This is a genomic window from Streptomyces amakusaensis, from assembly GCF_039532665.1.
In the GTDB taxonomy this organism is placed as follows: Bacteria; Actinomycetota; Actinomycetes; order Streptomycetales; family Streptomycetaceae; genus Streptomyces; species Streptomyces amakusaensis.
In genome coordinates this window covers 92450-112938 of the sequence record NZ_BAAASB010000006.1, presented here as the reverse complement: position 1 = coordinate 112938, position 20489 = coordinate 92450, and the positions used below count along the sequence as shown (strand labels likewise).

Sequence of the window (20489 nt, the reverse complement as noted above, 5' to 3'; positions counted from 1 at the left end):
TCGCTCAAGACTGCTACGTCTCACACACCCGAACCTGCGGGCACGGAGTCGGTCGCCTCCGTCCACAGATCCTGCTCGGCGCGATCCGCCTGGATCTGGCGGTACACGAGGAGCCCGCCGATGGCGGCCAGTGCGACCAGGAGAAGCTTCTTCACCGCGCGACCTCGTCTTTCCTTGACGTATGAGGACTTCTGCCGCTCGACTATACACACCGACCGATACCGATCAGTGACCTGAGTACCCCGTAATCACGGCCCCGCCCCGGCCCCCGGCAGCCCTCGGCCGACCGCCGCGCCATATGCGATCGGCCCGTACGGAGTAACTCCGTACGGGCCGATTCACAACTGTGGGGCTAACAGGATTTGAACCTGTGGCCTCATCCTTATCAGGGATGCGCTCTAACCAACTGAGCTATAGCCCCGCCGCGCTCTGCGCTGACCTCTGAAGATTAGCGCACGTCCGGCGCAGCTCCCAAATCCGTTCCCCGCCGGAGGGGGGAAGAGCTACTCGTCCTCGGCCAGCGTCAGCTCGACGCCGCCCACAAAACCGGCCGAGAGGTTGTAGATGAACGCTCCGAGCGTGGCCAGCGCGGTGGCGAGCACCACATCGATCACGGCGACGACGGAGGTGAAGATCAGCACGCGCGGCAGCGAGAGGAACGACTGAAGGTCGAAGCCGCTGCTGTCGGTGGAGCCGGTGGCCTCGCTGATGGTGCCGCCGACCGTGGAGAAGACGCCCATGGCCTCCATGACCATCCAGAGCACCGCGGCGGCGACGACCGTGCAGATGCCCAGCGCGATCGAGAGCAGGAAGCTGACCTTCATCACCGACCACGGGTCGGCCTTGGCGACCCGCAGCCGGGCCTTGCGGGTGCGCGGGGTCGTCCGCGCGCCCGTACGAGGCAGTCGCATGCCCGCCTCGGTGCCGTCGTCGCCCTGGGGCGTCTGATACGCCTGGGGCGGGCGGTACGGCTGCCCCGCGACCGGCTTACGGGCCGGCTGGTCGCCGCCGAACATCTCGTACGGGGGCTTGGCCCCCCGGCTCTCCGTCACCGTATCCCCCTGGGGTTCCGCGGCAGAGCCACGGGCACCGCTCGATTTAGCTGTTCCTGCCGCTCCTGCGGCCGAACCGGCGCCCGTGGCTCCACTCACGCTCTTACTCCTCGTGCTCCCCGGCCGAGGGCTCCGTGCCCTCGACTGCCGCCTCGACCGCACCGGTGTCGGCCTCGTCGGTCCCTGCTGCCTCGTCGGTCCCGTCGACCTCTTCGGCCTCACGCCCTGCCTCGGCGTTGCGAGCGATACCGACCACGGCATCGCGCTTGCCCAGGTTGATCAGTTGAACGCCCATGGTGTCACGGCCGGTCTCCCTGACTTCATTGACTCGCGTACGAATCACACCGCCGCCGAGGGTGATGGCGAGAATCTCGTCCGTCTCCTCGACCACCAGCGCGCCGACGAGAGAACCACGGTCCTCCACGATCTTGGCGGCCTTGATACCGAGGCCTCCACGACCTTGGACGCGATATTCGTCCACTCCGGTTCGCTTCGCGTAACCACCATCTGTGGCGGTGAAGACGAACGTACCCGGCCGGACGACATTCATCGACAGAAGCTCGTCCCCTTCGCGGAAACTCATCCCCTTGACGCCCGAGGTCGCACGCCCCATCGGGCGAAGCGCGTCGTCCGTTGCGGTGAACCGGATGGACTGGGCCTTCTTGCTGATGAGCAGCAGATCGTCCTCGGCGGAGACCAGCTCCGCGCCGATCAGCTCGTCGTCCGCGCCGCTCTCGGTCTCCCGGAGATTGATCGCGATGACGCCGCCCGAGCGGGGCGAGTCGTAATCCTTCAGCGGGGTCTTCTTGACCAGGCCGCCCTTGGTGGCCAGCACCAGATAGGGCGCGGCCGCGTAGTCGCGGATGGCGAGGATCTGGGCGATCTGCTCGTCCGGCTGGAAGGCGAGCAGATTGGCCACATGCTGACCCCGCGCGTCCCGGCCGGCGTCGGGCAGCTCGTACGCCTTGGCGCGGTAGACCCGCCCCTTGTTGGTGAAGAAGAGCAGCCAGTGGTGGGTGGTGGAGACGAAGAAGTGGTCGACGATGTCGTCTTCCTTGAGCTTCGTGCCCCGGACGCCCTTGCCGCCGCGCTTCTGCGAGCGGTAGTCGTCCGTCTTGGTGCGCTTCACATAGCCGCCGCGCGAGATGGTGACGACGATGTCCTCTTCGGCGATCAGGTCCTCGATGGACATGTCACCGTCGAAGGGCACCAGCATGGAGCGCCGGTCGTCGCCGAACTTCTCCACGAGCACGGCCAGCTCTTCGCTGACGATCCGGCGCTGCTTCTCCGGGGAGGCGAGGATCGCGTTGTACTCGTTGATCTTGGCCTGAAGCTCGTCGTGCTCCGCGACGATCTTCTGGCGCTCCAGGGCGGCCAGCCGGCGCAGCTGCATCTCCAGGATGGCGTTCGCCTGGATCTCGTCGATGGCGAGCAGCTCCATCAGGCCGCCGCGCGCGATCTCGACGGTGTCGCTGCGCCGGATGAGCGCGATGACGTCGTCGATCGAGTCCAGCGCCTTGAGCAGACCGCGCAGGATGTGCGCCCGCTCCTCCGCCTTGCGCAGCCGGAACTTGGTGCGCCGGACGATGACCTCGATCTGGTGGCTCACCCAGTGGCGGATGAAGGCGTCCAGCGAGAGGGTGCGCGGCACCCCGTCGACCAGGGCCAGCATGTTCGCGCCGAAGTTCGTCTGAAGGTCGGTGTGCTTGTAGAGGTTGTTCAGCACGACCTTGGCGACGGCGTCGCGCTTGAGCACGATGACCAGGCGCTGTCCGGTACGGGAGGAGGTCTCGTCGCGGACGTCGGCGATGCCGCCGATCTTGGCGTCCTTCACCAGGTCGGCGATCTTCTGCGCGAGATTGTCCGGGTTGACCTGGTACGGAAGCTCCGTGACCACCAGGCACTGGCGGTTCTGGATCTCCTCGACCTCGACGACCGCGCGCATCGTGATGGAGCCGCGACCGGTGCGGTACGCCTCCTCGATGCCCTTGCGGCCGACGACGAGCGCGCCGGTCGGGAAGTCGGGGCCCTTGATCCGCTCGATCAGCGCGTCGAGCAGCTCCTCGTGGCTGGCGTCCGGGTGCTCCAGCGCCCACTGGGCGCCGGCCGCGACCTCGCGCAGATTGTGCGGCGGGATATTGGTCGCCATACCGACCGCGATGCCGGCCGAGCCGTTGACCAGCAGGTTCGGGAAGCGCGCCGGGAGGACCGTCGGCTCCTGGTTGCGGCCGTCGTAGTTGTCCTGGAAGTCGACGGTCTCCTCGTCGATGTCCCGGAGCATCTCCATCGAGAGCAGCTTGAGCTTGCACTCGGTGTACCGCATGGCGGCGGCCGGGTCATTGCCCGGGGAGCCGAAGTTTCCGTTGGAGTCCACCAGCGGCATACGCATCGACCACGGCTGGGCGAGTCGCACCAGGGCGTCGTAGATGGAGGAGTCGCCGTGCGGGTGGTACGTACCCATGACGTCGCCGACGACGCGGGCGCACTTGTAGAAGCCCTTCTCGGGCCGGTAGCCGCCGTCGTACATCGCGTAGAGCACCCGGCGGTGGACGGGCTTGAGGCCGTCCCGCACATCGGGGAGCGCACGCGAGACGATGACGGACATCGCGTAGTCGAGGTACGAGCGCTGCATCTCGGTCTCGAGCCCGACGGGCTCGATCCGCATCGCGGGCGGCTCGGTGCCGTCGGCGCCGGCGATCGCCGGTCCGGTCGCGGGATCGGTGGGAGCAGGGGTGGGTGTCTCGTCGGCCATTGCTGGTCTTCGGTCCTTTCGTGCGGTCAGCTGAGGCCGACTCAGATGTCGAGGAAGCGGACGTCCTTGGCGTTGCGCTGGATGAAGGAGCGCCGGGCCTCGACGTCCTCACCCATCAGCACCGAGAACAGGTCGTCCGCCTGTGCGGCGTCGTCCAGGGTGACCTGGCCGAGTACGCGGTGCTCCTGGTCCATGGTGGTGACCCGCAGCTCCTCGGCGTTCATCTCGCCCAGGCCCTTGAAGCGCTGGATCGAGTCCTCGCGGATCCGCTTGCCCTGCTGCTTGCCCAGCTCGACCAGCGCGTCGCGCTCGCGGTCGGAGTAGGCGTACTCGAAGTCGTCGCGACCCCACTTGATCTTGTACAGCGGGGGGCGGGACAGGAACACGTGCCCGGCCTCGACCAGCGGACGCATGAAGCGGAAGAGGAAGGTCAGCAGCAGGGTGTTGATGTGCTGACCGTCGACGTCGGCGTCCGCCATCAGGATGATCTTGTGATAGCGGAGCTTCTCGATGTCGAAGTCCTCGTGGACCCCGGTGCCGAAGGCCGAGATCAGCGCCTGGACCTCGGTGTTCTGGAGGATCTTGTCGATCCGGGCCTTCTCGACGTTCAGGATCTTGCCTCGGATGGGCAGGATGGCCTGGTACATCGGGTTGCGGCCGGACTTCGCCGAGCCGCCGGCGGAGTCACCCTCGACGATGAAGATCTCGCACTTGGTGGGGTCGTTCGACTGGCAGTCGCTGAGCTTGCCGGGCAGCGAGGCGGACTCCAGCAGCCCCTTGCGGCGGGTCAGATCGCGGGCCTTGCGGGCGGCGACCCGCGCCGTCTGCGCCTGGATCGACTTGCGGATGATGTCCGCGGCCTCGTTGGGGTTGCGGTCGAACCAGTCGGTCAGGTGCTCGTGCACGACCTTCTGGACGAAGGTCTTCGCCTCGGTGTTGCCCAGCTTGGTCTTGGTCTGGCCCTCGAACTGGGGCTCGCCCAGCTTGATCGAGATGATCGCCGTCAGACCCTCGCGGATGTCCTCGCCGGAGAGGTTGTCGTCCTTCTCGCGCAGCAGCTTCTTCTCCCGGGCGTACCTGTTGACCAGGCCCGTGAGCGCCGCGCGGAAGCCCTCCTCGTGCGTACCGCCCTCATGCGTGTGGATGGTGTTCGCGAAGGAGTAGACCCCCTCGGTGTACTGCGAGTTCCACTGCATCGCGATCTCGACCGAGAGGAGCCGCTCGCGGTCCTCCGACTCGATGTCGATCACGGTGGGGTGGATCAGCTCGCCCTTGCGCGAGTTCAGGTACTTCACGAAGTCGACGATGCCGCCCTCGTAGTGGTACGTGACCGTGCGGACCTGCTCCTCGGTGGGCTGCTCGGCGGTGTCCGCGCCCACGACGGCCTTGGCCGACTCGCGCTCGTCGGTGAGCTTCAGCGTCAGGCCCTTGTTGAGGAAGGCCATCTCCTGGAAGCGGCGCGCCAGCGTCTCGAAGGAGTACTCGGTGGTCTCGAAGATGTCGCCGTCGGCCCAGAAGGTGACCGTGGTGCCGGTCTCGTCGGTGACCTCGTTGCGCGCCAGGGGCGCGGTGGGGACGCCGAGCTTGTAGTCCTGGGTCCAGCGGTAGCCGTCCCGCTTGACCTCGACCGCGACCTTGGAGGAGAGCGCGTTGACGACGGAGACGCCGACGCCGTGCAGACCGCCGGAGACCGCGTAGCCGCCGCCGCCGAACTTGCCGCCCGCGTGCAGGACGGTGAGCACGACCTCGACGGCCGGCTTGTTCTCGGACGGAACGATGCCGACGGGGATGCCGCGGCCGTTGTCCACGACGCGCACGCCGCCGTCGGCGAGGATCGTGACGTCGATGGTGTCCGCGTGTCCGGCCATCGCCTCGTCGACGGAGTTGTCGACGACCTCTTGGACCAGGTGATGAAGCCCACGCTCACCGGTCGAGCCGATGTACATGCCGGGGCGCTTGCGGACCGCGTCCAGCCCTTCGAGGACGGTGATCGCGCTGGCGTCGTACGCAGCAGTGACCTCGCCGCTTCCGCCGGCGGGGGTGGACGGGATGTTCTCGTTGGGGTTGCCGGAATCGGCCACGAAGCGCCCTTTCTGGCACAGCACAAGCCGTTCTCCGGGCAAGCGGGAGCGGCTGCGTCGTTCGACATGTTCCGCAAGATGGCGGGATTGGCCACCAGTCTACCGGTACGGCCGACAGTCATGGGGGTTTGCCGGTAGCTGAGTCCCCATGTGCCGCCCTGAAAACCGTCGGTCCGACTCCCCATATTCAGGAAGGGGCTCCAGGGGGCTGACACCGGCATTGAGCGCTTCAGCCTGTCAAGAGCCGGACACGGTGGGAGCGGGCAGCCGGAAGAGCGGCCGGACAGCGGCCGGGCCACGCCCGAAGAGCACCCGGCAACAAGCGGAGGATGTCATTCCGAAGTGATGGAAAACGGCAAAACGGACAGCAGTCGAGACCGGCTCATCCGTAGGTGTCGCCCGGCCCCACACTGCCGGGGGCCCGCAGCGGTCCGTAGTTCCGGCGCGGCCCTCCCGGGCCCAGCACCTTGATCACTCTGACGGTGCCGTGGCCGAGGTCCTCGTTCAGCCGCGCCACCAGACGCGGGGCCAGCAGCCGCAGCTGGGTCGCCCACGCCGTCGAGTCGCACTGCACCGTGAGGACGCGCTCCTCGGGGTCCTCGTCGTACTTCAGCGGCACACAGTGATTCGCCAGGTCCTCGCCGACGATCTGCGGCCAGCGGCCCATCACCCCGCCGACGGCGGCCGGCGTCTCCCAGCCGCGCTCGGTGATCAGCCGGTTGATCGCGGCCCCCAGCGCCAGCGGATCACGGCCGTCCGCCCGCGCGCCGGAGCGCAGCCCGCCGCCGCGCCGGGCCTGCTTCTTCTCCTGGGCCGCCGCGCCCCGGGCGCGGGCCTGCTCCTTGGCCGCGCGCAGCGCGACCCGTGCGAGATCCACTCCGGAGGGCTCCGGGGCGCTCGCGAGGCCCTGCTTCCCCATGCCCCCGGGATCGCCCTCGGCACCGCTCTTGACGCCGTTCCCGGCATCGCTCCTGAAGTCGTTCATACCCGCGCCACCTCTCCGCCGGACACGGCGTACCGCGCCCCGGTCAGCACGCCCGGGACATCGTCGTCCACGGCCGCGGTCACCAGCACCTGCTCTCCCGGAGCCACCAGTTCCGCCAGCCGTTCGCGCCGCCGGGCGTCCAGCTCGGCGAAGACGTCGTCCAGCACCAGCACGGGCTCACTGCCCTCGCCGCGCAGCAGCTCGTAGGAGGCCAGCCGGAGGGCCAGCGCGTACGACCAGGACTCGCCGTGACTGGCGTACCCCTTCGCGGGCAGCTGTCCCAGCTTCAGCACCAGCTCGTCGCGGTGCGGGCCGACCAGCGTCACCCCGCGCTCGATCTCCTGCTTGCGCGCGCCGGCCAGCGCTGCCGCCAGCCGGGCGTACAGCTCCTCGCGCCCGGTCGGGCCACCGCCGGTCGCGCTGCCCGTCCCGGCGTCGGCCGCCGCGTCGGCGGAGGAACGGTACTCCAGCGCGAGCGGGCCGCCGCCGGGCGCCAGCGACTCGTACGCCTTGTCCGCCAGCGGCTGAAGCACCGCGATCAGCTCCAGCCGCTGGAACAGCAGCTCCGCGCCGACCCGAGCCAGATGCTGGTCCCACACATCGAGCGTCGACAGATCCGCGCCGGACTTCGCCCCGCCGTGCCGGCGGGCCATCGCCGCCGACTTCAGCAGGGTGTTCCGCTGCTTCAGCACCCGCTCGTAGTCGGAGCGGACGCCGGCCATCCGGGGCGAGCGCGCCGTGACCAGCTCGTCCAGGAAGCGCCGCCGGTCGCCGGGGTCGCCCTTGACCAGCGCCAGATCCTCCGGGGCGAAGAGCACCGTCCGTACGATCCCCAGCACATCGCGCGGTCTGACCTGCGACGAGCGGTTGATACGGGCCCGATTGGCCTTCCCGGGGTTCAGCTCCAGCTCGACCAGCTGGGAGCGGTCGCCCTGGGTGACGGCGGCGCGGACCACCGCGCGGGGCGCGCCGACGCGTACCAGCGGGGCGTCCGAGGAGACGCGGTGGCTGGCGAGCGTCGCCAGATAGCCGACCGCCTCGATCAGATTGGTCTTGCCCTGTCCGTTGGGCCCCACGAACGAGGTGACGCCCGGATCGAGAGGGACCTCGACCCGGGCGTACGAGCGGAAGTCGGCCAACGACAGATGCGTGACATGCATGGGTACGGGCCGACCTCCCCCGGCTCAGGGACTACTTCTTGTTCTCCACCGCGTGGCCGCCGAACTGGTTGCGCAGCGCGGCGATCATCTTCATCTGCGGGGAGTCGTCCTGCCGGGACGCGAACCGCGCGAACAGCGAGGCGGTGATCGCGGGCAGCGGGACGGCGTTGTCGATGGCGGCTTCCACGGTCCAGCGGCCCTCGCCGCTGTCCTGGGCGTAGCCGCGCAGCTTCTCCAGGTGCTCGTCGTCGTCCAGCGCGTTGACCGCCAGGTCGAGCAGCCAGGAACGGATGACCGTGCCCTCCTGCCAGGAGCGGAAGACCTCGCGCACGTCCGTGACCGAGTCGACCTTCTCCAGCAGCTCCCAGCCCTCGGCGTAGGCCTGCATCATGGCGTACTCGATGCCGTTGTGGACCATCTTCGCGAAGTGTCCGGCGCCGACCTTGCCGGCGTGGACGGAACCGAACTCACCGGCGGGCTTGAGCGCGTCGAAGATCGGCTGCACCTGGGCGACGTGGTCGGCGTCGCCGCCGTACATCAGCGCGTAGCCGTTCTCCAGGCCCCAGACGCCGCCGGAGACGCCGCAGTCCACGAAGCCGATGCCCTTGATGCCCAGCTCGACGGCGTGCCGCTCGTCGTCGGTCCAGCGCGAGTTTCCGCCGTCCACGACGATGTCGCCGGGGGAGAGCAGCTCGGCCAGCTCATCGATGGTGGACTGGGTCGCGGCGCCTGCCGGGACCATCACCCACACGACCCGGGGGCCCTGGAGGCCGTCCACGAGTTCCTGGAGGCTGTGGACGTCGGCGAGGTCCGGGTTGCGGTCGTAGCCGATGACGGTGTGGCCCGCGCGGCGGATGCGCTCGCGCATGTTGCCGCCCATTTTGCCGAGGCCGACGAGGCCGAGCTGCATCTCAATGTCCTTAAGCGTCGAATGCCGATGCGTAAACCGCTTCCGAGCCTACGCCGGAGTCCGGTGTGCAGCCCGACGGGTCCGTCCCGGTGGGAGCGGACCCGTCGTGGTCGTCCTGTGCGGGGCTCAGCCGGAGAGCCGCACGGGCATGATCAGGTACTTGTAGGCCTCGTCCGCCTCGGCGTCCAGCGCGGGCCTGCCGCTGAGCAGCGCCGGCTTGGTGGAGGTGGTGAACGACAGCTGGGCGACCGGGGAGTCGATCGCGCTCAATCCGTCGAGCAGGAAGGTCGGGTTGAAGGCGATGGAGATGTCGTCGCCTTCGAGCTGGGCGTCGACGCGCTCCACAGCCTGTGCGTCGTCGCTGGAGCCGGCCTCCAGGATCAGCACACCCTGCTCGAAGCTCAGCCGGACCGGGGTGTTCCGCTCGGCGACGAGCGCCACACGCTTCACGGCCTCGACGAACGGCGCGGTCTCGATGACCGCCACCGAGTTGAACTCGGTCGGGAAGAGCGTCCGGTACTTCGGGAGATCGCCTTCGAGCAGCCGGGTGGTGGTGCGGCGGCCCGCGCCCTCGAAGCCGATGAGACCTTCGCCCGCACCGGAGCCGGAGAGCGCCAGGGTGACGGTGTCGCCGCTGGTCAGGGCCTTGGCGGTGTCCAGGAGCGTCTTGGCGGGCACCAGCGCAACGGCGGAGGCGTCCGGGTTCTCCGGCTTCCACAGGAACTCGCGGACCGCGAAGCGGTAGCGGTCGGTGGAGGCCAGGGTGACGGTCTCGCCCTCGATCTCGATGCGCACACCGGTGAGCACCGGGAGCGTGTCGTCACGGCCTGCGGCGATGGCGACCTGGGCGGCGGCGGAGGCGAAGATCTCGCCGGGCACGGTGCCGGTCGCGGTCGGCATCTGCGGCAGTGCCGGGTACTCCTCCACCGGGAGGGTGTGGAGGGTGAAGCGCGAGGAGCCGCAGACCACGGTCGCCCGTACACCGTCTGTGGAAATCTCCACCGGGCGGTTGGGGAGGGCGCGGCAGATGTCGGCGAGCAGCCGGCCCGAGACGAGGACGGTGCCGTCCTCGTCGACCTCGGCCTCGACGGAGACCTTGGCCGAGACCTCGTAGTCGAAGCTCGAGAAGCTCAGCGCGCCGTCCTCGGCCTTCAGCAGGAGGCCCGCGAGCACGGGCGCCGGCGGACGGGCCGGGAGGCTCCGGGCCACCCACGCCACCGCCTCCGCGAGTACATCGCGCTCAACCCGGATCTTCACCGGAACCGCCTCCTGCTGTTGCTGGCTCGCCTTGCTGGCCTTCGTCGTCGGCTGTGTCGCCGGGGACCAGTCTGACGCACCGCACTGACAGTCGGCGCTGCTCGGGGTCAAGTCGTGATCCGGGGTGTCGCGGCCGGCCGGGCCGAGTTGTGCACAGGACCTTCTTCGAAGCCAATTCCCCGGTAACTCTAAGTGGGAGTAGTAGTAGGGCCTGTGGAAACCGTGGATAACCCCGTTTTCGCAGGTCAGGGCCTGTTTTTTATCCACCGACCCTGTGGGTGGAACCGGTGGACAACCCACTGCTTCTGTGGACACCGGAAAGTTCTGCACAGGCCATGCACAGCCCGGGGGTAGTTCTCCCCAGCTCTGTCCCCAGCTTTACCCACGTTCCCCACAGCCCAATCCACCTCCCCGGTGTGACGGCTTTCACTCGACACGGTGAGAGCGGCCCGAATGTTGCCGAACAGTGGACAGCGATGTGGACAAGCTGTGGGCAACCCGCCGGAGCCTGTGGGTTGCCGGTGGACAACTTTGATCACAGGCTGTGGACAGAAACTTTGTCCACAGCCTGTGGATCAAGGTTTGCCACAATTCCACAGGGTGCTGACCTGCTGGGATGATCTTCAGGTCGGCTCGGCTGTGGACAGAGTCTGGACAACTTCCCAGTCCCCAGGCTGTGGATGGAGAATTCTCCCCCAATCTGTGGAGAAGCCCGCGCCTCGGCCCGGTATTCGAACAGCGCGGAGGGCCCGGGACGGCGTCCCGGCCGCCGGGAACGGGCGCGGAGGCGGCCCGGGAGGGGGTTCGGAGGGGTCCCGGAGCCGTTCCCGAGCCCTCCCGAGGGCCCGGCCGACCCGTTCCGGGAGCGTTCCGAGGGGCTCTGGAGCGCGCGCGAACGACGAGAAGCGCCCCGGGAGGCGGACTCCCCGGGGCGCTTCTGGACGGCTCTTGGGCGGCTCTTGGACGCTTCCGGCGTCAGCCGTTCTTGATGCGGTTGGTGAGTTCGGTCACCTGGTTGTAGATCGAGCGCCGCTCGGCCATCAGCGCCCGGATCTTGCGGTCCGCGTGCATCACTGTCGTATGGTCCCGGCCGCCGAACTGCGCGCCGATCTTCGGCAGGGAGAGATCCGTCAGCTCACGGCAGAGGTACATCGCGATCTGCCGCGCCGTGACCAGCACCCGGCTCCGGGAGGAGCCGCAGAGGTCCTCGACCGTCAGCCCGAAGTAGTCCGCCGTCGCGGCCATGATCGCGCCCGCGGTGATCTCCGGGGCCGAGTCCTCGCCGCCCGGGATCAGATCCTTCAGCACGATCTCGGTGAGCCCGAGGTCGACCGGCTGACGGTTGAGCGAGGCGAACGCGGTGACCCGGATCAGCGCGCCCTCCAGCTCCCGGATGTTGCGCGAGATCCGGGACGCGATGAACTCCAGCACCTCCGGCGGGGCGTTCAGCTGCTCCTGGACCGCCTTCTTGCGCAGGATCGCGATCCTGGTCTCCAGCTCCGGCGGCTGCACATCGGTGGTCAGGCCCCACTCGAAGCGGTTGCGGAGCCGGTCCTCCAGCGTCATCAGCTGCTTGGGCGGCCGGTCGGAGGAGAGCACGATCTGCTTGTTGGCGTTGTGGAGCGTGTTGAAGGTGTGGAAGAACTCCTCCTGCGTCGACTCCTTGCTCGCCAGGAACTGGATGTCGTCGACCAGCAGGATGTCCACATCGCGGTACCGCTTGCGGAAGGTGTCGCCCTTGCCGTCGCGGATCGAGTTGATGAACTCGTTGGTGAACTCCTCCGAGCTCACGTACCGCACCCGGGTCCCCGGGTAGAGGCTCCGCGCGTAGTGCCCGATCGCGTGCAGCAGATGGGTCTTGCCGAGCCCCGACTCCCCGTAGATGAACAGCGGGTTGTACGCCTTCGCCGGGGCCTCGGCGACCGCCACCGCGGCCGCGTGCGCGAACCGGTTGGAGGCGCCGATGACGAAGGTGTCGAAGAGGTACTTCGGGTTCAGCCGGGCCTGCGGCTCGCCGGGCCCGGGGGCCGGCGAGGGCTGGGCCCCCAGCGGGCCGGTCGCGCCGCCGGAGCCGCCCCGGTGCGCCGGGGCGGAGTCCGGCAGTTCGCGGCGCTCGTACCCCTGCCGGTCGGACGGCTGCGGCGAGCGGTAGTCCTGCTGCGGCTGATGGGGCCGGGTGGTCGCGTAGGGATCGCGGTCCTGGAAGCCCCCGAGCCTCGGCTGCTGCCAGGAGAGATCCTCCTGACCGCGGGGCCAGGAGCCGGGCTCGGGCCGCTGCTGCTGATAATCGGGGTACGCGGGACGGATCTCCGGCAGCCCGTCCTCCGGGGCGTGGTGCCCGTACCTGCCGTAGGGCTCGTCGCGCTGGTAGCCCTGGGGGTCCTCGTGCTGCTGTCCCGGGTACGGGGGGTTCTGCTGGGGGCCGCCGGGCTGCGGGGCGCCCGGATCGCCCGCCGAGTCGTCGACGGTGATCGCGATCCGGATCTGGCGTCCGCACTCGCGGCTCAGCGTCTCGCTGATCAGCGGGGCGAGCCGGCTCTCCAGGACCCGCTTCCCCCACTCGTTGGGGGCGGCGAGCAGCGCGGTGTCCGAGACCAGGGCGAGCGGCTGGCAGCGCTCGATCCACTGCTTGTCCTTGGGTTCGACGCCCTGGTGGCCCTCGGCGAGGAGCTGTTCCAGCACGCGTGGCCACACTGCGGCAAGCTCGGCAGGTACGTCAGCCACAGGGGGCACGCTCTCTCGCAGGTCCCACGAATGTGTGGTTCTCGGGACGGGGACGGGGCCGGAAGGACAGGCAAGGACAGAAAGGAAAAGTTCCGGAGTTCAGCCAAGGTAGTCAGGCCGGGGCGACTGGTTCAAGTTGTTGTCCACAGCCTGTGCACAGTGGACCCCGCCGTGAGGCTGGTTTGACCGGATGGCGTAGCCGCGCGTACCGTGACCAGGTCGAGTTGTCGATGGCTGCTGCCGCCTGCCTCCGATGGGCAAACATCACGCTCTGTGATTGTGAAGCGGTGCACACGGGCGTAAACGCGAGCTTCTCGTGGGCGCACGGTGACAGCCAGGCGATGTTTCGCCGCCTACGAGCCATTACTGGAGCCCCCGAGTGAGCAAGCGCACCTTCCAGCCGAACAACCGTCGTCGTGCGAAGACCCACGGTTTCCGTCTGCGTATGCGTACCCGCGCCGGCCGCGCGATCCTCGCGTCGCGCCGCGAAAAGGGTCGCACCCGCCTGTCCGCCTGACCGCGCACAGGTCATGACGTGCTGCCTACCGAGAATCGGCTGAGGCGGCGCGAGGACTTCGCGACCGCGGTACGACGGGGTCGGCGGGCCGGGCGCCCGCTTCTCGTCGTCCATCTACGCAGCGGTTCACCGGACCCGCACGCGCCTGGGGAGAGCGCTTCCCAGACGTGTGCGGGTTTCGTCGTGAGCAAGGCAGTGGGTGGCGCGGTCGTACGCAACAGAGTCAAGCGCCGACTGAGGCATCTGATACGCGACCGACTCGCCGAGCTGCCCCCCGGTAGCCTGGTGGTCGTACGAGCGCTGCCCGGTGCGGGCGACGCCGATCATGCACAGCTGGCCCGAGACCTGGATGCCGCCCTCCAGCGGCTGCTGGGAGGGGGCGCGCGATGAAGTACCCGCTGCTGGCCCTGATCAAGCTGTACCAGTGGACGATCAGTCCCATGCTGGGGCCCGTCTGCAGGTACTACCCGTCGTGTTCCCACTACGGGTACACGGCCATCGACCGGCACGGTGCGGTCAAGGGCACTGCTCTCACCGCCTGGCGGATCCTGCGGTGCAATCCGTGGTCGCCGGGCGGTGTGGACCATGTGCCGGCCCGTAAGCGCCCGCGGTGGCACGAAATGCTGCGTGATGCCGTGCGCGGCCGCAAGGGCGGGAACTCCGCCGCCGATGTGCCTACCCGGGAGTCGTCCACCGAACCCCCGAGTCCGGCCGCAGAGACCTCGCCCCATGCTCAAGGAGCCTGATTAGTGGACACGATTGCCAGTTTCTTCAGCTTCATCACCACACCTGTTTCGTGGATCATCGTCCAGTTCCACAAGCTCTACGGGGCGGTCTTCGGTCCTGACACGGGCTGGGCCTGGGGACTGTCGATCGTTTCGCTGGTGGTCCTGATCCGTATCTGTCTGATCCCGCTCTTCGTGAAGCAGATCAAGTCGATGCGGAACATGCAGGCGCTCCAGCCGAAGATGAAGGCGATCCAGGAGCGTTACAAGAGCGACAAGCAGCGTCAGTCCGAAGAGATGATGAAGCTGTACAAGGAGACGGGCACCAACCCGCTCTCCTCGTGCCTTCCGATTCTGGCGCAGTCGCCGTTCTTCTTCGCGCTCTACTACGTGCTCTCGAACATCGCCTCGGGCAACACCGTCGGCGTGATCGACAAGGCACTGCTCGACAGCGCGCGGCAGGCGCACATCTTCGGTGCCCCGCTGGCGTCCAAGTTCATGGACAGCCCGAGCAAGGTCGAGGCGCTCAACGCCACGCTGCTCGATGTGCGCATCGTCACGGCCATCATGATCATCCTGATGTCCGCGTCGCAGTTCTACACGCAGCGCCAGCTGATGCAGAAGAACGTCGACCTCACGGTCAAGACGCCTTACATGCAGCAGCAGAAGATGATGATGTACATCTTCCCGGTGATCTTCGCCGTGATGGGTGTCAACTTCCCCGTCGGTGTCCTCGTCTACTGGCTGACCACCAACGTGTGGACCATGGGCCAGCAGATGTACGTGATCAACCAGAACCCCACCCCCGGCAGCAAGGCCCAGGACCAGTACCTCCAGCGTCTGCTGAAGTCGGTCGGCGCGCGGGGCGAGGTCCGGTCGCGGCGCAAGCGCAATGTCGTCCAGTCGATCGTGGCCAAGGGCCCGGACCGCAACGACAACGAGCGCAAGTTCATCAGCGGTCTCGCCAAGGCCGGCTACGCCGCCCAGGCGGACGGCACGGTGGCCAAGAGTGAGACGCCGGAGATCGAGGCCGAGGGCGGTGCCGCGGCCAAGCGGCAGCAGCCCAAGCGGCAGACCAAGGCGAAGCGGCAGACGGCCAGTGCCCAGGGCACGGCCAAGGCCGACGACTCCGAGGACAAGCTCTCGCTGAAGAAGGATTCGCCGCAGGACGCGAAGCCGAAGACGGCGGGCAAGCCCGCCGCACGCCAGCAGCCCAAGGCGGGACAGCGCAAGGGCCAGCAGCGGCCCAAGCACCCGTCGTCCAAGAAGTAAGAAGGAGTCCATCAGTGACGGAAGGCACCATCCCCGCCGCCGCCGAGGAAGCCGCCGCCGAGGAAGGCGACACGCTCACCCGCCTTGAGCAGGAGGGCGAGATCGCCGCCGACTACCTTGAGGGTCTGCTCGACATCGCCGATCTCGACGGCGACATCGACATGGACGTCGAGGCCGACCGTGCGGCTGTCTCGATCATCAGCGAGGCACCCGGCCGTGACCTGCAGAAGCTCGTGGGCCGGGACGGTGAGGTTCTGGAGGCACTTCAGGAGCTGACCCGTCTCGCCGTCCACCGGGAGACCGGTGACCGCAGCCGGCTGATGCTGGACATCGCGGGCTTCCGCGCCCAGAAGCGCACGGAGCTCGCCCAGCTGGGCGCCAAGGCCGCCGACGAGGTGAAGAGCACCGGTGAGCCGGTGAAGCTGAGCCCGATGACGCCCTTCGAGCGCAAGGTCGTGCACGACGCGGTCGCCGCCGCAGGTCTGCGCAGCGAGTCCGAGGGCGAGGAGCCGCAGCGCTTCGTCGTCGTACTCCCCGCCTGATCCTTCATCGATCATCGGCCCCGTCTGTATCGCAGGCGGGGCCGATCTTTGTCAGCCTGATAGTCAGCCACCAGGTCCACATTGCGACAGAGCGGTACGGAAGGAAGGTCCCCCGTGACGGAGGCAGCAGAGCTTCCCCAGGCGCCCGAAGCGGCGCGGACGGTTTTCGGAGATTTCTATCCGGAAGCCGTGCGCTATGCCGAGCTGCTGGCCGATGCCGGAGTGAAGCGCGGTCTCATCGGACCGCGTGAGGTTCCGCGGCTGTGGGAGCGCCACATGCTCAACTGCGCGGTGCTCTCCGAGGTGGTGCCGGAAGGCGTCTCGGTCTGCGACGTGGGCTCCGGGGCCGGCCTGCCCGGCATTCCCCTGGCGCTCGTACGGCCCGATCTGAAGATCACGCTCCTGGAGCCGCTGCTGCGGCGGACCAACTTCCTTCAGGAAGTGGTCGAGCTGCTGGGCCTGGACCATGTGACCGTGGTGCGTGGCCGGGCCGAGGAGGTGCTCGGGACCCTTCCTCCGGTGCATGTGGTCACGGCTCGCGCCGTCGCCCCGCTGGACCGGCTGGCGGGCTGGGGCGTTCCGCTGCTCCGTCCCTACGGCGAGATGCTCGCGCTCAAGGGCGACACGGCCGAGGAGGAGCTGAAGAGCTCCCGTGCCGCACTGAGCAAGCTCGGCGTGGTGGAGACCTCGGTCCTCCAGGTCGGCGAAGGGCTTGTCGACCCGCTCTCCACCGTGGTGCGCGTCGAGGTCGGGGAGAGCCCCGGCGGTGTACGGTTCGCCGCGAAGCGCGCCAAGGCGGCCCGGACCAGCCGTTCCCGCCGCCGCCGCTGAGCGGGTGCCGACGGGGGCTGCCGAGGTCTCGCGGAGTCGCGGGCGACCGACGCTCGGGGGAGGGTCGGGGGGTGTTCGGGGCGATGCTCCATCCAAGCTGGCAACGCACACGGCCCGGAGTGTCGTAGGGATGTAGTCCTGCGGCCCGTGCATCGTGTTTCACGTGAAACGTCGCTCACTGCTGCAAGGAATCATCAGCCGCGGGCGTGCCGTCGCCCCGATCCGGAGCCGGAAGCCCCCCGCACGGGCCATGGAGTTGTCCACAAAGGTGGATTCATCCACAGAAGCACAGGCCTCGTTGGTTCATGACCCCGAAAGCATGGCAGGCTCTGTTCATCGCGAGCCTGTAGTCGAGGAAGGTGAATCCTTGCGGTCCGACGCCAACATCGCGGGACCGATGACCGATCCGGTCCCCGGCCCCCGTACCGAGTCGCCGGGAGAGGATGTTTCACGTGAAACACCGCCCCCGATGGACGACACTCCCATCGGCAGAGCCGCTCAGCTCGCCATGGAGACCATGGGGCGTGCCGGTGAGGGCCTGCCCCGGCCCGAGCAGACCCGCGTCATGGTGGTGGCCAACCAGAAGGGCGGCGTGGGCAAGACCACGAGCACGGTCAACCTCGCCGCCTCGCTGGCACTGCACGGCGCACGGGTTCTCGTGGTCGACCTCGATCCGCAGGGCAATGCCTCCACGGCGCTGGGGATCGACCATCACGCCGAAGTCCCCTCCGTCTATGACGTCCTGGTGGACAGCCGGCCGCTCTCCGAGGTGGTCCAGCCCGTCCCGGACGTCGAAGGTCTCTTCTGCGCCCCCGCCACCATCGATCTCGCCGGTGCGGAGATCGAGCTGGTGTCGCTGGTGGCGCGGGAGAGCCGACTGCAGCGGGCGATCCAGGCCTATGAGCAGCCCCTGGACTACATCCTCATCGACTGTCCGCCCTCGTTGGGTCTGCTGACCGTCAACGCGATGGTGGCCGGGGCCGAGGTGCTCATCCCCATTCAGTGCGAGTACTACGCACTGGAGGGGCTGGGGCAGCTGCTGAGGAATGTGGATCTGGTGCGGGGGCACCTCAACCCGGCGCTGCATGTGTCGACGATCCTTCTGACCATGTACGACGGCCGGACCCGACTTGCCTCCCAGGTGGCGGAGGAGGTCCGCAGCCACTTCGGCGAGGAGGTGCTGAGGACCAGCATTCCCCGCTCGGTCCGTATCTCGGAGGCCCCGAGCTATGGGCAGACGGTGCTCACCTATGACCCGGGCTCCAGCGGTGCCCTGTCCTATCTGGAGGCCGCCCGCGAGATCGCCCTGCGCGGAGTCGGAGTTCAGTACGATCCGCAACCCGCCCATCTGGGCGGTCAGAACAGCCAGCAGAACATCTCGGAGGGGATCCAGTGAGCGTACGTAGAGGGTTGGGGCGGGGGCTCGGTGCCCTGATCCCTGCGGCTCCTCAGGAGAGGCAGCCGTCTGCCGCAGGTGCGGCGGGTTCGGTATTGACCCTCCCGGTACCGCAGCAGTCGGAGCCGGAAGGGCCGTACTTCGCCGAAGTACCGATCGATGAGATCACCCCCAACCCGCGCCAGCCCCGGAAGGAGTTCGATGAGGACACCATCGTCGAACTCGCGGCTTCCATCAAGGAAGTGGGGCTTCTTCAGCCGGTCGTCGTCCGGAAGCTGGGGGGCGAGAAGTACGAACTGATCATGGGTGAGCGCCGCTGGAGGGCCTGCGAGGCCGCCGGTCTGGAGCGGATCCCCGCGATCGTCCGGCACACGGAGGACGAGAAGCTTCTGCTGGACGCGCTGCTGGAGAACCTCCACCGCGCTCAGCTGAACCCGCTGGAAGAGGCCGCCGCCTACGACCAGCTGCTGAGGGACTTCAGCTGCACCCATGACCAGCTGGCCGACCGGATCGGGTACTCCCGCTCCCAGGTCTCCAACACCCTTCGTCTGCTTCGGCTGCCGACCGCGGTGCAGAGCAGGGTGGCCGCAGGAGTGCTCTCGGCCGGCCATGCGCGGGCACTCCTCGGGGTGGAGGACCCCGAGGAGCAGGAACGGCTCGCGGAGCGCATTGTGGAGGAAGGTATCTCCGTGCGCTCGACCGAAGAGATCGTGAAGCTGATCAACTTCGACTCGGAGCTTTCCGCGGGGCAGGAGAGCACCCCCAAGCCGAAGGGGCCGAGGGCCGGAGGCAGGGTCTCACCCGCGCTCTCCGATCTCGCCTCCCGGCTCTCCGACCGCTTCGAGACCCGAGTGAAGGTCGACCTCGGGCAGAAGAAGGGGAAGATCGTCGTCGAGTTCGCCTCGATGGATGATCTGGAGCGCATCCTCGGCACCCTCGCCCCGGGCGAGGGACGGGTCCTGGAGCAGGGCCTCGGGGCCGACCCGGACGCGGAGCACGAGGGCTGAGCCCTCTCGGCGATGCCAGGGGCGGGTGGTGTTCGGGTGGTCCACCGGACACCACCCGCCCTTTGTGCTGAGGCGGTACCCCCTCCGAGAACAGATCGATACGATCGCTTCCGTGTCGCGCGTCCGCTCCGCGCGGAGCGCGTCGGCAGTGGCGAACGCGGCCCGGGAAGGAAGCGAGGAACAGCCTTCATGGGGCGTCGGCTTGTACCCCTCACACTGGACAATCTGTCGGAGCTGCCCAGCCGCTGCCGGGCCTGTGTCTTCTGGGAACTCGACCCGGTCAGCGGGGAAGCGGCGGTCCAGGCCGGCCGGTCCGAGCTGGAGAAGGAAGCCTGGATCTCGGCCGTCCTGCTGGAGTGGGGATCCTGCGGCCGTGTGGTCCATGTCGACGATGTTCCGGTCGGATTCGTTCTCTACGCCCCTCCGGCCTATGTGCCGCGCTCCACGGCCTTTCCGACCAGCCCGGTCTCGGTGGACGCCGTACAGCTGATGACCGCCTGGATCAATCCCGGATACCAGGGCCAGGGGCTCGGCAGAGTCATGGTCCAGACCGTGGCCAAGGATCTGCTGCGGCGTGGGTTCCGTGCCATCGAGGCATTCGGAGACGCTCGGTGGAAGGCTCCCGCCTGTGTGCTCCCGGCCGATCACCTGCTCGCCGTGGGCTTCAAGACGGTCCGCCCTCACCCCACGTCCCCCCGGCTGAGGCTGGAGCTGCGGACCGCGCTCTCCTGGAAGGAGGACGTCGAGATGGCCCTCGATCGGCTGCTGGGCGCTGTCCAGAAGGACCCGGCGCTCAGACCGCTCTGAGCCGGATACGCGGAAGGGGCTCACCCGTGGAGGGTGAGCCCCTTCGATGTTTCACGTGAAACATCAACCGCCGGAATCGGCGGCGCTGCCGCTAGTTGCCGGCGATGAACGGCTCAAGGTCGCGAACGATCGCGGCCTTGGGCTTGGCACCGACGATGGTCTTGGCGACCTCGCCGTTCTGGTAGACGTTCAGCGTCGGGATGGACATGACGCCGTACTTGGCGGCGGTGGCCGGGTTCTCGTCGATGTTGAGCTTGACGATCTCGATCTGGTCACCGTGCTCGGCCGCGATGGCCTCCAGGGACGGCGCGATCTGGCGGCAGGGACCGCACCAGGCGGCCCAGAAGTCCACCAGTACGGGCTTGTCGTTCTTCAGGACGTCCTCTTCGAAGCTGGCATCGGTAACGTTCTTCAGCTGGCCGGCCACGGCGGCCTCCTTCTGTCTCGGGGGGAAGTAGGGGGGAACTGCGG

Annotated in this window: 19 protein-coding genes and 1 tRNA gene; 9 read left to right on the top strand and 11 right to left on the bottom strand. The window is 68.2% G+C overall.

The features are described from left to right. Positions 1 to 20: 20 nt before the first annotated feature. The 10 genes from ABD371_RS12605 to dnaA all read right to left on the bottom strand — a co-directional run bounded on the left by ABD371_RS12605 (position 21) and on the right by dnaA (position 12921). Positions 21 to 155, bottom strand: coding sequence for a DLW-39 family protein (locus ABD371_RS12605; RefSeq protein ID WP_003958712.1), 135 nt, complete (start codon positions 153 to 155; stop codon positions 21 to 23). A gap of 192 nt (positions 156 to 347) precedes the next feature. Beyond that, positions 348 to 421: transfer RNA gene (locus ABD371_RS12600), tRNA-Ile, on the bottom strand. An 82-nt stretch (positions 422 to 503) separates the two neighbouring features. After that, positions 504 to 1151, bottom strand: coding sequence for a DUF3566 domain-containing protein (locus tag ABD371_RS12595; protein ID WP_344476017.1), 648 nt, complete (start codon positions 1149 to 1151; stop codon positions 504 to 506). 4 nt (positions 1152 to 1155) lie between these two features. After that, the gene (gyrA, locus tag ABD371_RS12590; protein WP_344476014.1) at positions 1156 to 3804 is read right to left on the bottom strand and encodes a DNA gyrase subunit A; all 2649 of its coding nucleotides are present in this window, start codon (positions 3802 to 3804) and stop codon (positions 1156 to 1158) included. A gap of 41 nt (positions 3805 to 3845) precedes the next feature. Beyond that, complete coding sequence (gene gyrB / locus ABD371_RS12585; RefSeq protein WP_308433184.1) at positions 3846 to 5909, bottom strand: DNA topoisomerase (ATP-hydrolyzing) subunit B; 2064 nt, start codon at positions 5907 to 5909, stop codon at positions 3846 to 3848. 358 nt (positions 5910 to 6267) lie between these two features. Then, entirely contained in the window at positions 6268 to 6804 is a 537-nt protein-coding gene (locus ABD371_RS12580; RefSeq protein ID WP_344476541.1) for a DciA family protein, read from the bottom strand. A 62-nt stretch (positions 6805 to 6866) separates the two neighbouring features. Next, positions 6867 to 8030, bottom strand: coding sequence for a DNA replication/repair protein RecF (gene recF / locus ABD371_RS12575; protein ID WP_344476011.1), 1164 nt, complete (start codon positions 8028 to 8030; stop codon positions 6867 to 6869). 31 nt (positions 8031 to 8061) lie between these two features. After that, positions 8062 to 8940 (bottom strand): phosphogluconate dehydrogenase (NAD(+)-dependent, decarboxylating), encoded by an 879-nt coding sequence (gene gnd / locus ABD371_RS12570; RefSeq protein ID WP_344476008.1) that lies wholly within the window; start codon positions 8938 to 8940, stop codon positions 8062 to 8064. A 126-nt stretch (positions 8941 to 9066) separates the two neighbouring features. After that, positions 9067 to 10197 (bottom strand): DNA polymerase III subunit beta, encoded by a 1131-nt coding sequence (gene dnaN / locus ABD371_RS12565; protein WP_344476005.1) that lies wholly within the window; start codon positions 10195 to 10197, stop codon positions 9067 to 9069. A gap of 975 nt (positions 10198 to 11172) precedes the next feature. Then, positions 11173 to 12921 (bottom strand): chromosomal replication initiator protein DnaA, encoded by a 1749-nt coding sequence (dnaA, locus tag ABD371_RS12560; protein ID WP_344476001.1) that lies wholly within the window; start codon positions 12919 to 12921, stop codon positions 11173 to 11175. A gap of 379 nt (positions 12922 to 13300) precedes the next feature. Here dnaA and rpmH point away from each other — a divergent pair, with 379 nt between their 5' ends. From rpmH to ABD371_RS12515, 9 genes are all read left to right on the top strand, one after another. Continuing rightward, positions 13301 to 13438 carry a 50S ribosomal protein L34 gene (rpmH, locus tag ABD371_RS12555; protein WP_190121243.1) on the top strand — a complete coding sequence of 46 codons (138 nt, stop codon included), beginning with the start codon at positions 13301 to 13303 and terminating at the stop codon, positions 13436 to 13438. An 18-nt stretch (positions 13439 to 13456) separates the two neighbouring features. After that, positions 13457 to 13828, top strand: coding sequence for a ribonuclease P protein component (gene rnpA, locus ABD371_RS12550; RefSeq protein ID WP_344475998.1), 372 nt, complete (start codon positions 13457 to 13459; stop codon positions 13826 to 13828). Beyond that, positions 13825 to 14184 (top strand): membrane protein insertion efficiency factor YidD, encoded by a 360-nt coding sequence (yidD, locus tag ABD371_RS12545; RefSeq protein ID WP_344475996.1) that lies wholly within the window; start codon positions 13825 to 13827, stop codon positions 14182 to 14184. Before rnpA ends, yidD begins: the two co-directional genes overlap by 4 nt. Positions 14185 to 14187: 3 nt before the next feature. Continuing rightward, entirely contained in the window at positions 14188 to 15435 is a 1248-nt protein-coding gene (gene yidC, locus ABD371_RS12540) for a membrane protein insertase YidC (RefSeq protein WP_344475994.1), read from the top strand. A gap of 14 nt (positions 15436 to 15449) precedes the next feature. Continuing rightward, a complete protein-coding gene (locus ABD371_RS12535) occupies positions 15450 to 15977 on the top strand; it encodes a Jag family protein (protein ID WP_190121247.1) in 528 nt (175 codons plus the stop codon). A gap of 114 nt (positions 15978 to 16091) precedes the next feature. Then, positions 16092 to 16808, top strand: coding sequence for a 16S rRNA (guanine(527)-N(7))-methyltransferase RsmG (gene rsmG, locus ABD371_RS12530; RefSeq protein WP_344475991.1), 717 nt, complete (start codon positions 16092 to 16094; stop codon positions 16806 to 16808). A gap of 319 nt (positions 16809 to 17127) precedes the next feature. Then, positions 17128 to 18204, top strand: coding sequence for a ParA family protein (locus ABD371_RS12525; protein ID WP_344475989.1), 1077 nt, complete (start codon positions 17128 to 17130; stop codon positions 18202 to 18204). A 14-nt stretch (positions 18205 to 18218) separates the two neighbouring features. After that, positions 18219 to 19211, top strand: coding sequence for a ParB/RepB/Spo0J family partition protein (locus ABD371_RS12520; protein WP_381733782.1), 993 nt, complete (start codon positions 18219 to 18221; stop codon positions 19209 to 19211). Between the two features lie 189 nt (positions 19212 to 19400). Beyond that, entirely contained in the window at positions 19401 to 20018 is a 618-nt protein-coding gene (locus ABD371_RS12515) for a GNAT family N-acetyltransferase (protein WP_344475985.1), read from the top strand. 91 nt (positions 20019 to 20109) lie between these two features. On the opposite strand, the gene trxA is transcribed toward ABD371_RS12515, so the two are convergent. Then, complete coding sequence (trxA, locus tag ABD371_RS12510) at positions 20110 to 20445, bottom strand: thioredoxin (RefSeq protein ID WP_344475983.1); 336 nt, start codon at positions 20443 to 20445, stop codon at positions 20110 to 20112. Positions 20446 to 20489: the final 44 nt, after the last annotated feature.

Bases quoted from the DNA above. Each gene is read 5' to 3' on its own strand.
- gyrA (WP_344476014.1), bottom strand. From the start codon at position 3,804: ATGGCCGACGAGACACCCACCCCTGCTCCCACCGATCCCGCGACCGGA.
- ABD371_RS12580 (WP_344476541.1), bottom strand. From the start codon at position 6,804: ATGGGGAAGCAGGGCCTCGCGAGCGCCCCGGAGCCCTCCGGAGTGGAT.
- recF (WP_344476011.1), bottom strand. From the start codon at position 8,030: ATGCATGTCACGCATCTGTCGTTGGCCGACTTCCGCTCGTACGCCCGG.
- gnd (WP_344476008.1), bottom strand. From the start codon at position 8,940: ATGCAGCTCGGCCTCGTCGGCCTCGGCAAAATGGGCGGCAACATGCGC.
- yidD (WP_344475996.1), top strand. From the start codon at position 13,825: ATGAAGTACCCGCTGCTGGCCCTGATCAAGCTGTACCAGTGGACGATC.
- ABD371_RS12525 (WP_344475989.1), top strand. From the start codon at position 17,128: ATGGCAGGCTCTGTTCATCGCGAGCCTGTAGTCGAGGAAGGTGAATCC.
- ABD371_RS12515 (WP_344475985.1), top strand. From the start codon at position 19,401: ATGGGGCGTCGGCTTGTACCCCTCACACTGGACAATCTGTCGGAGCTG.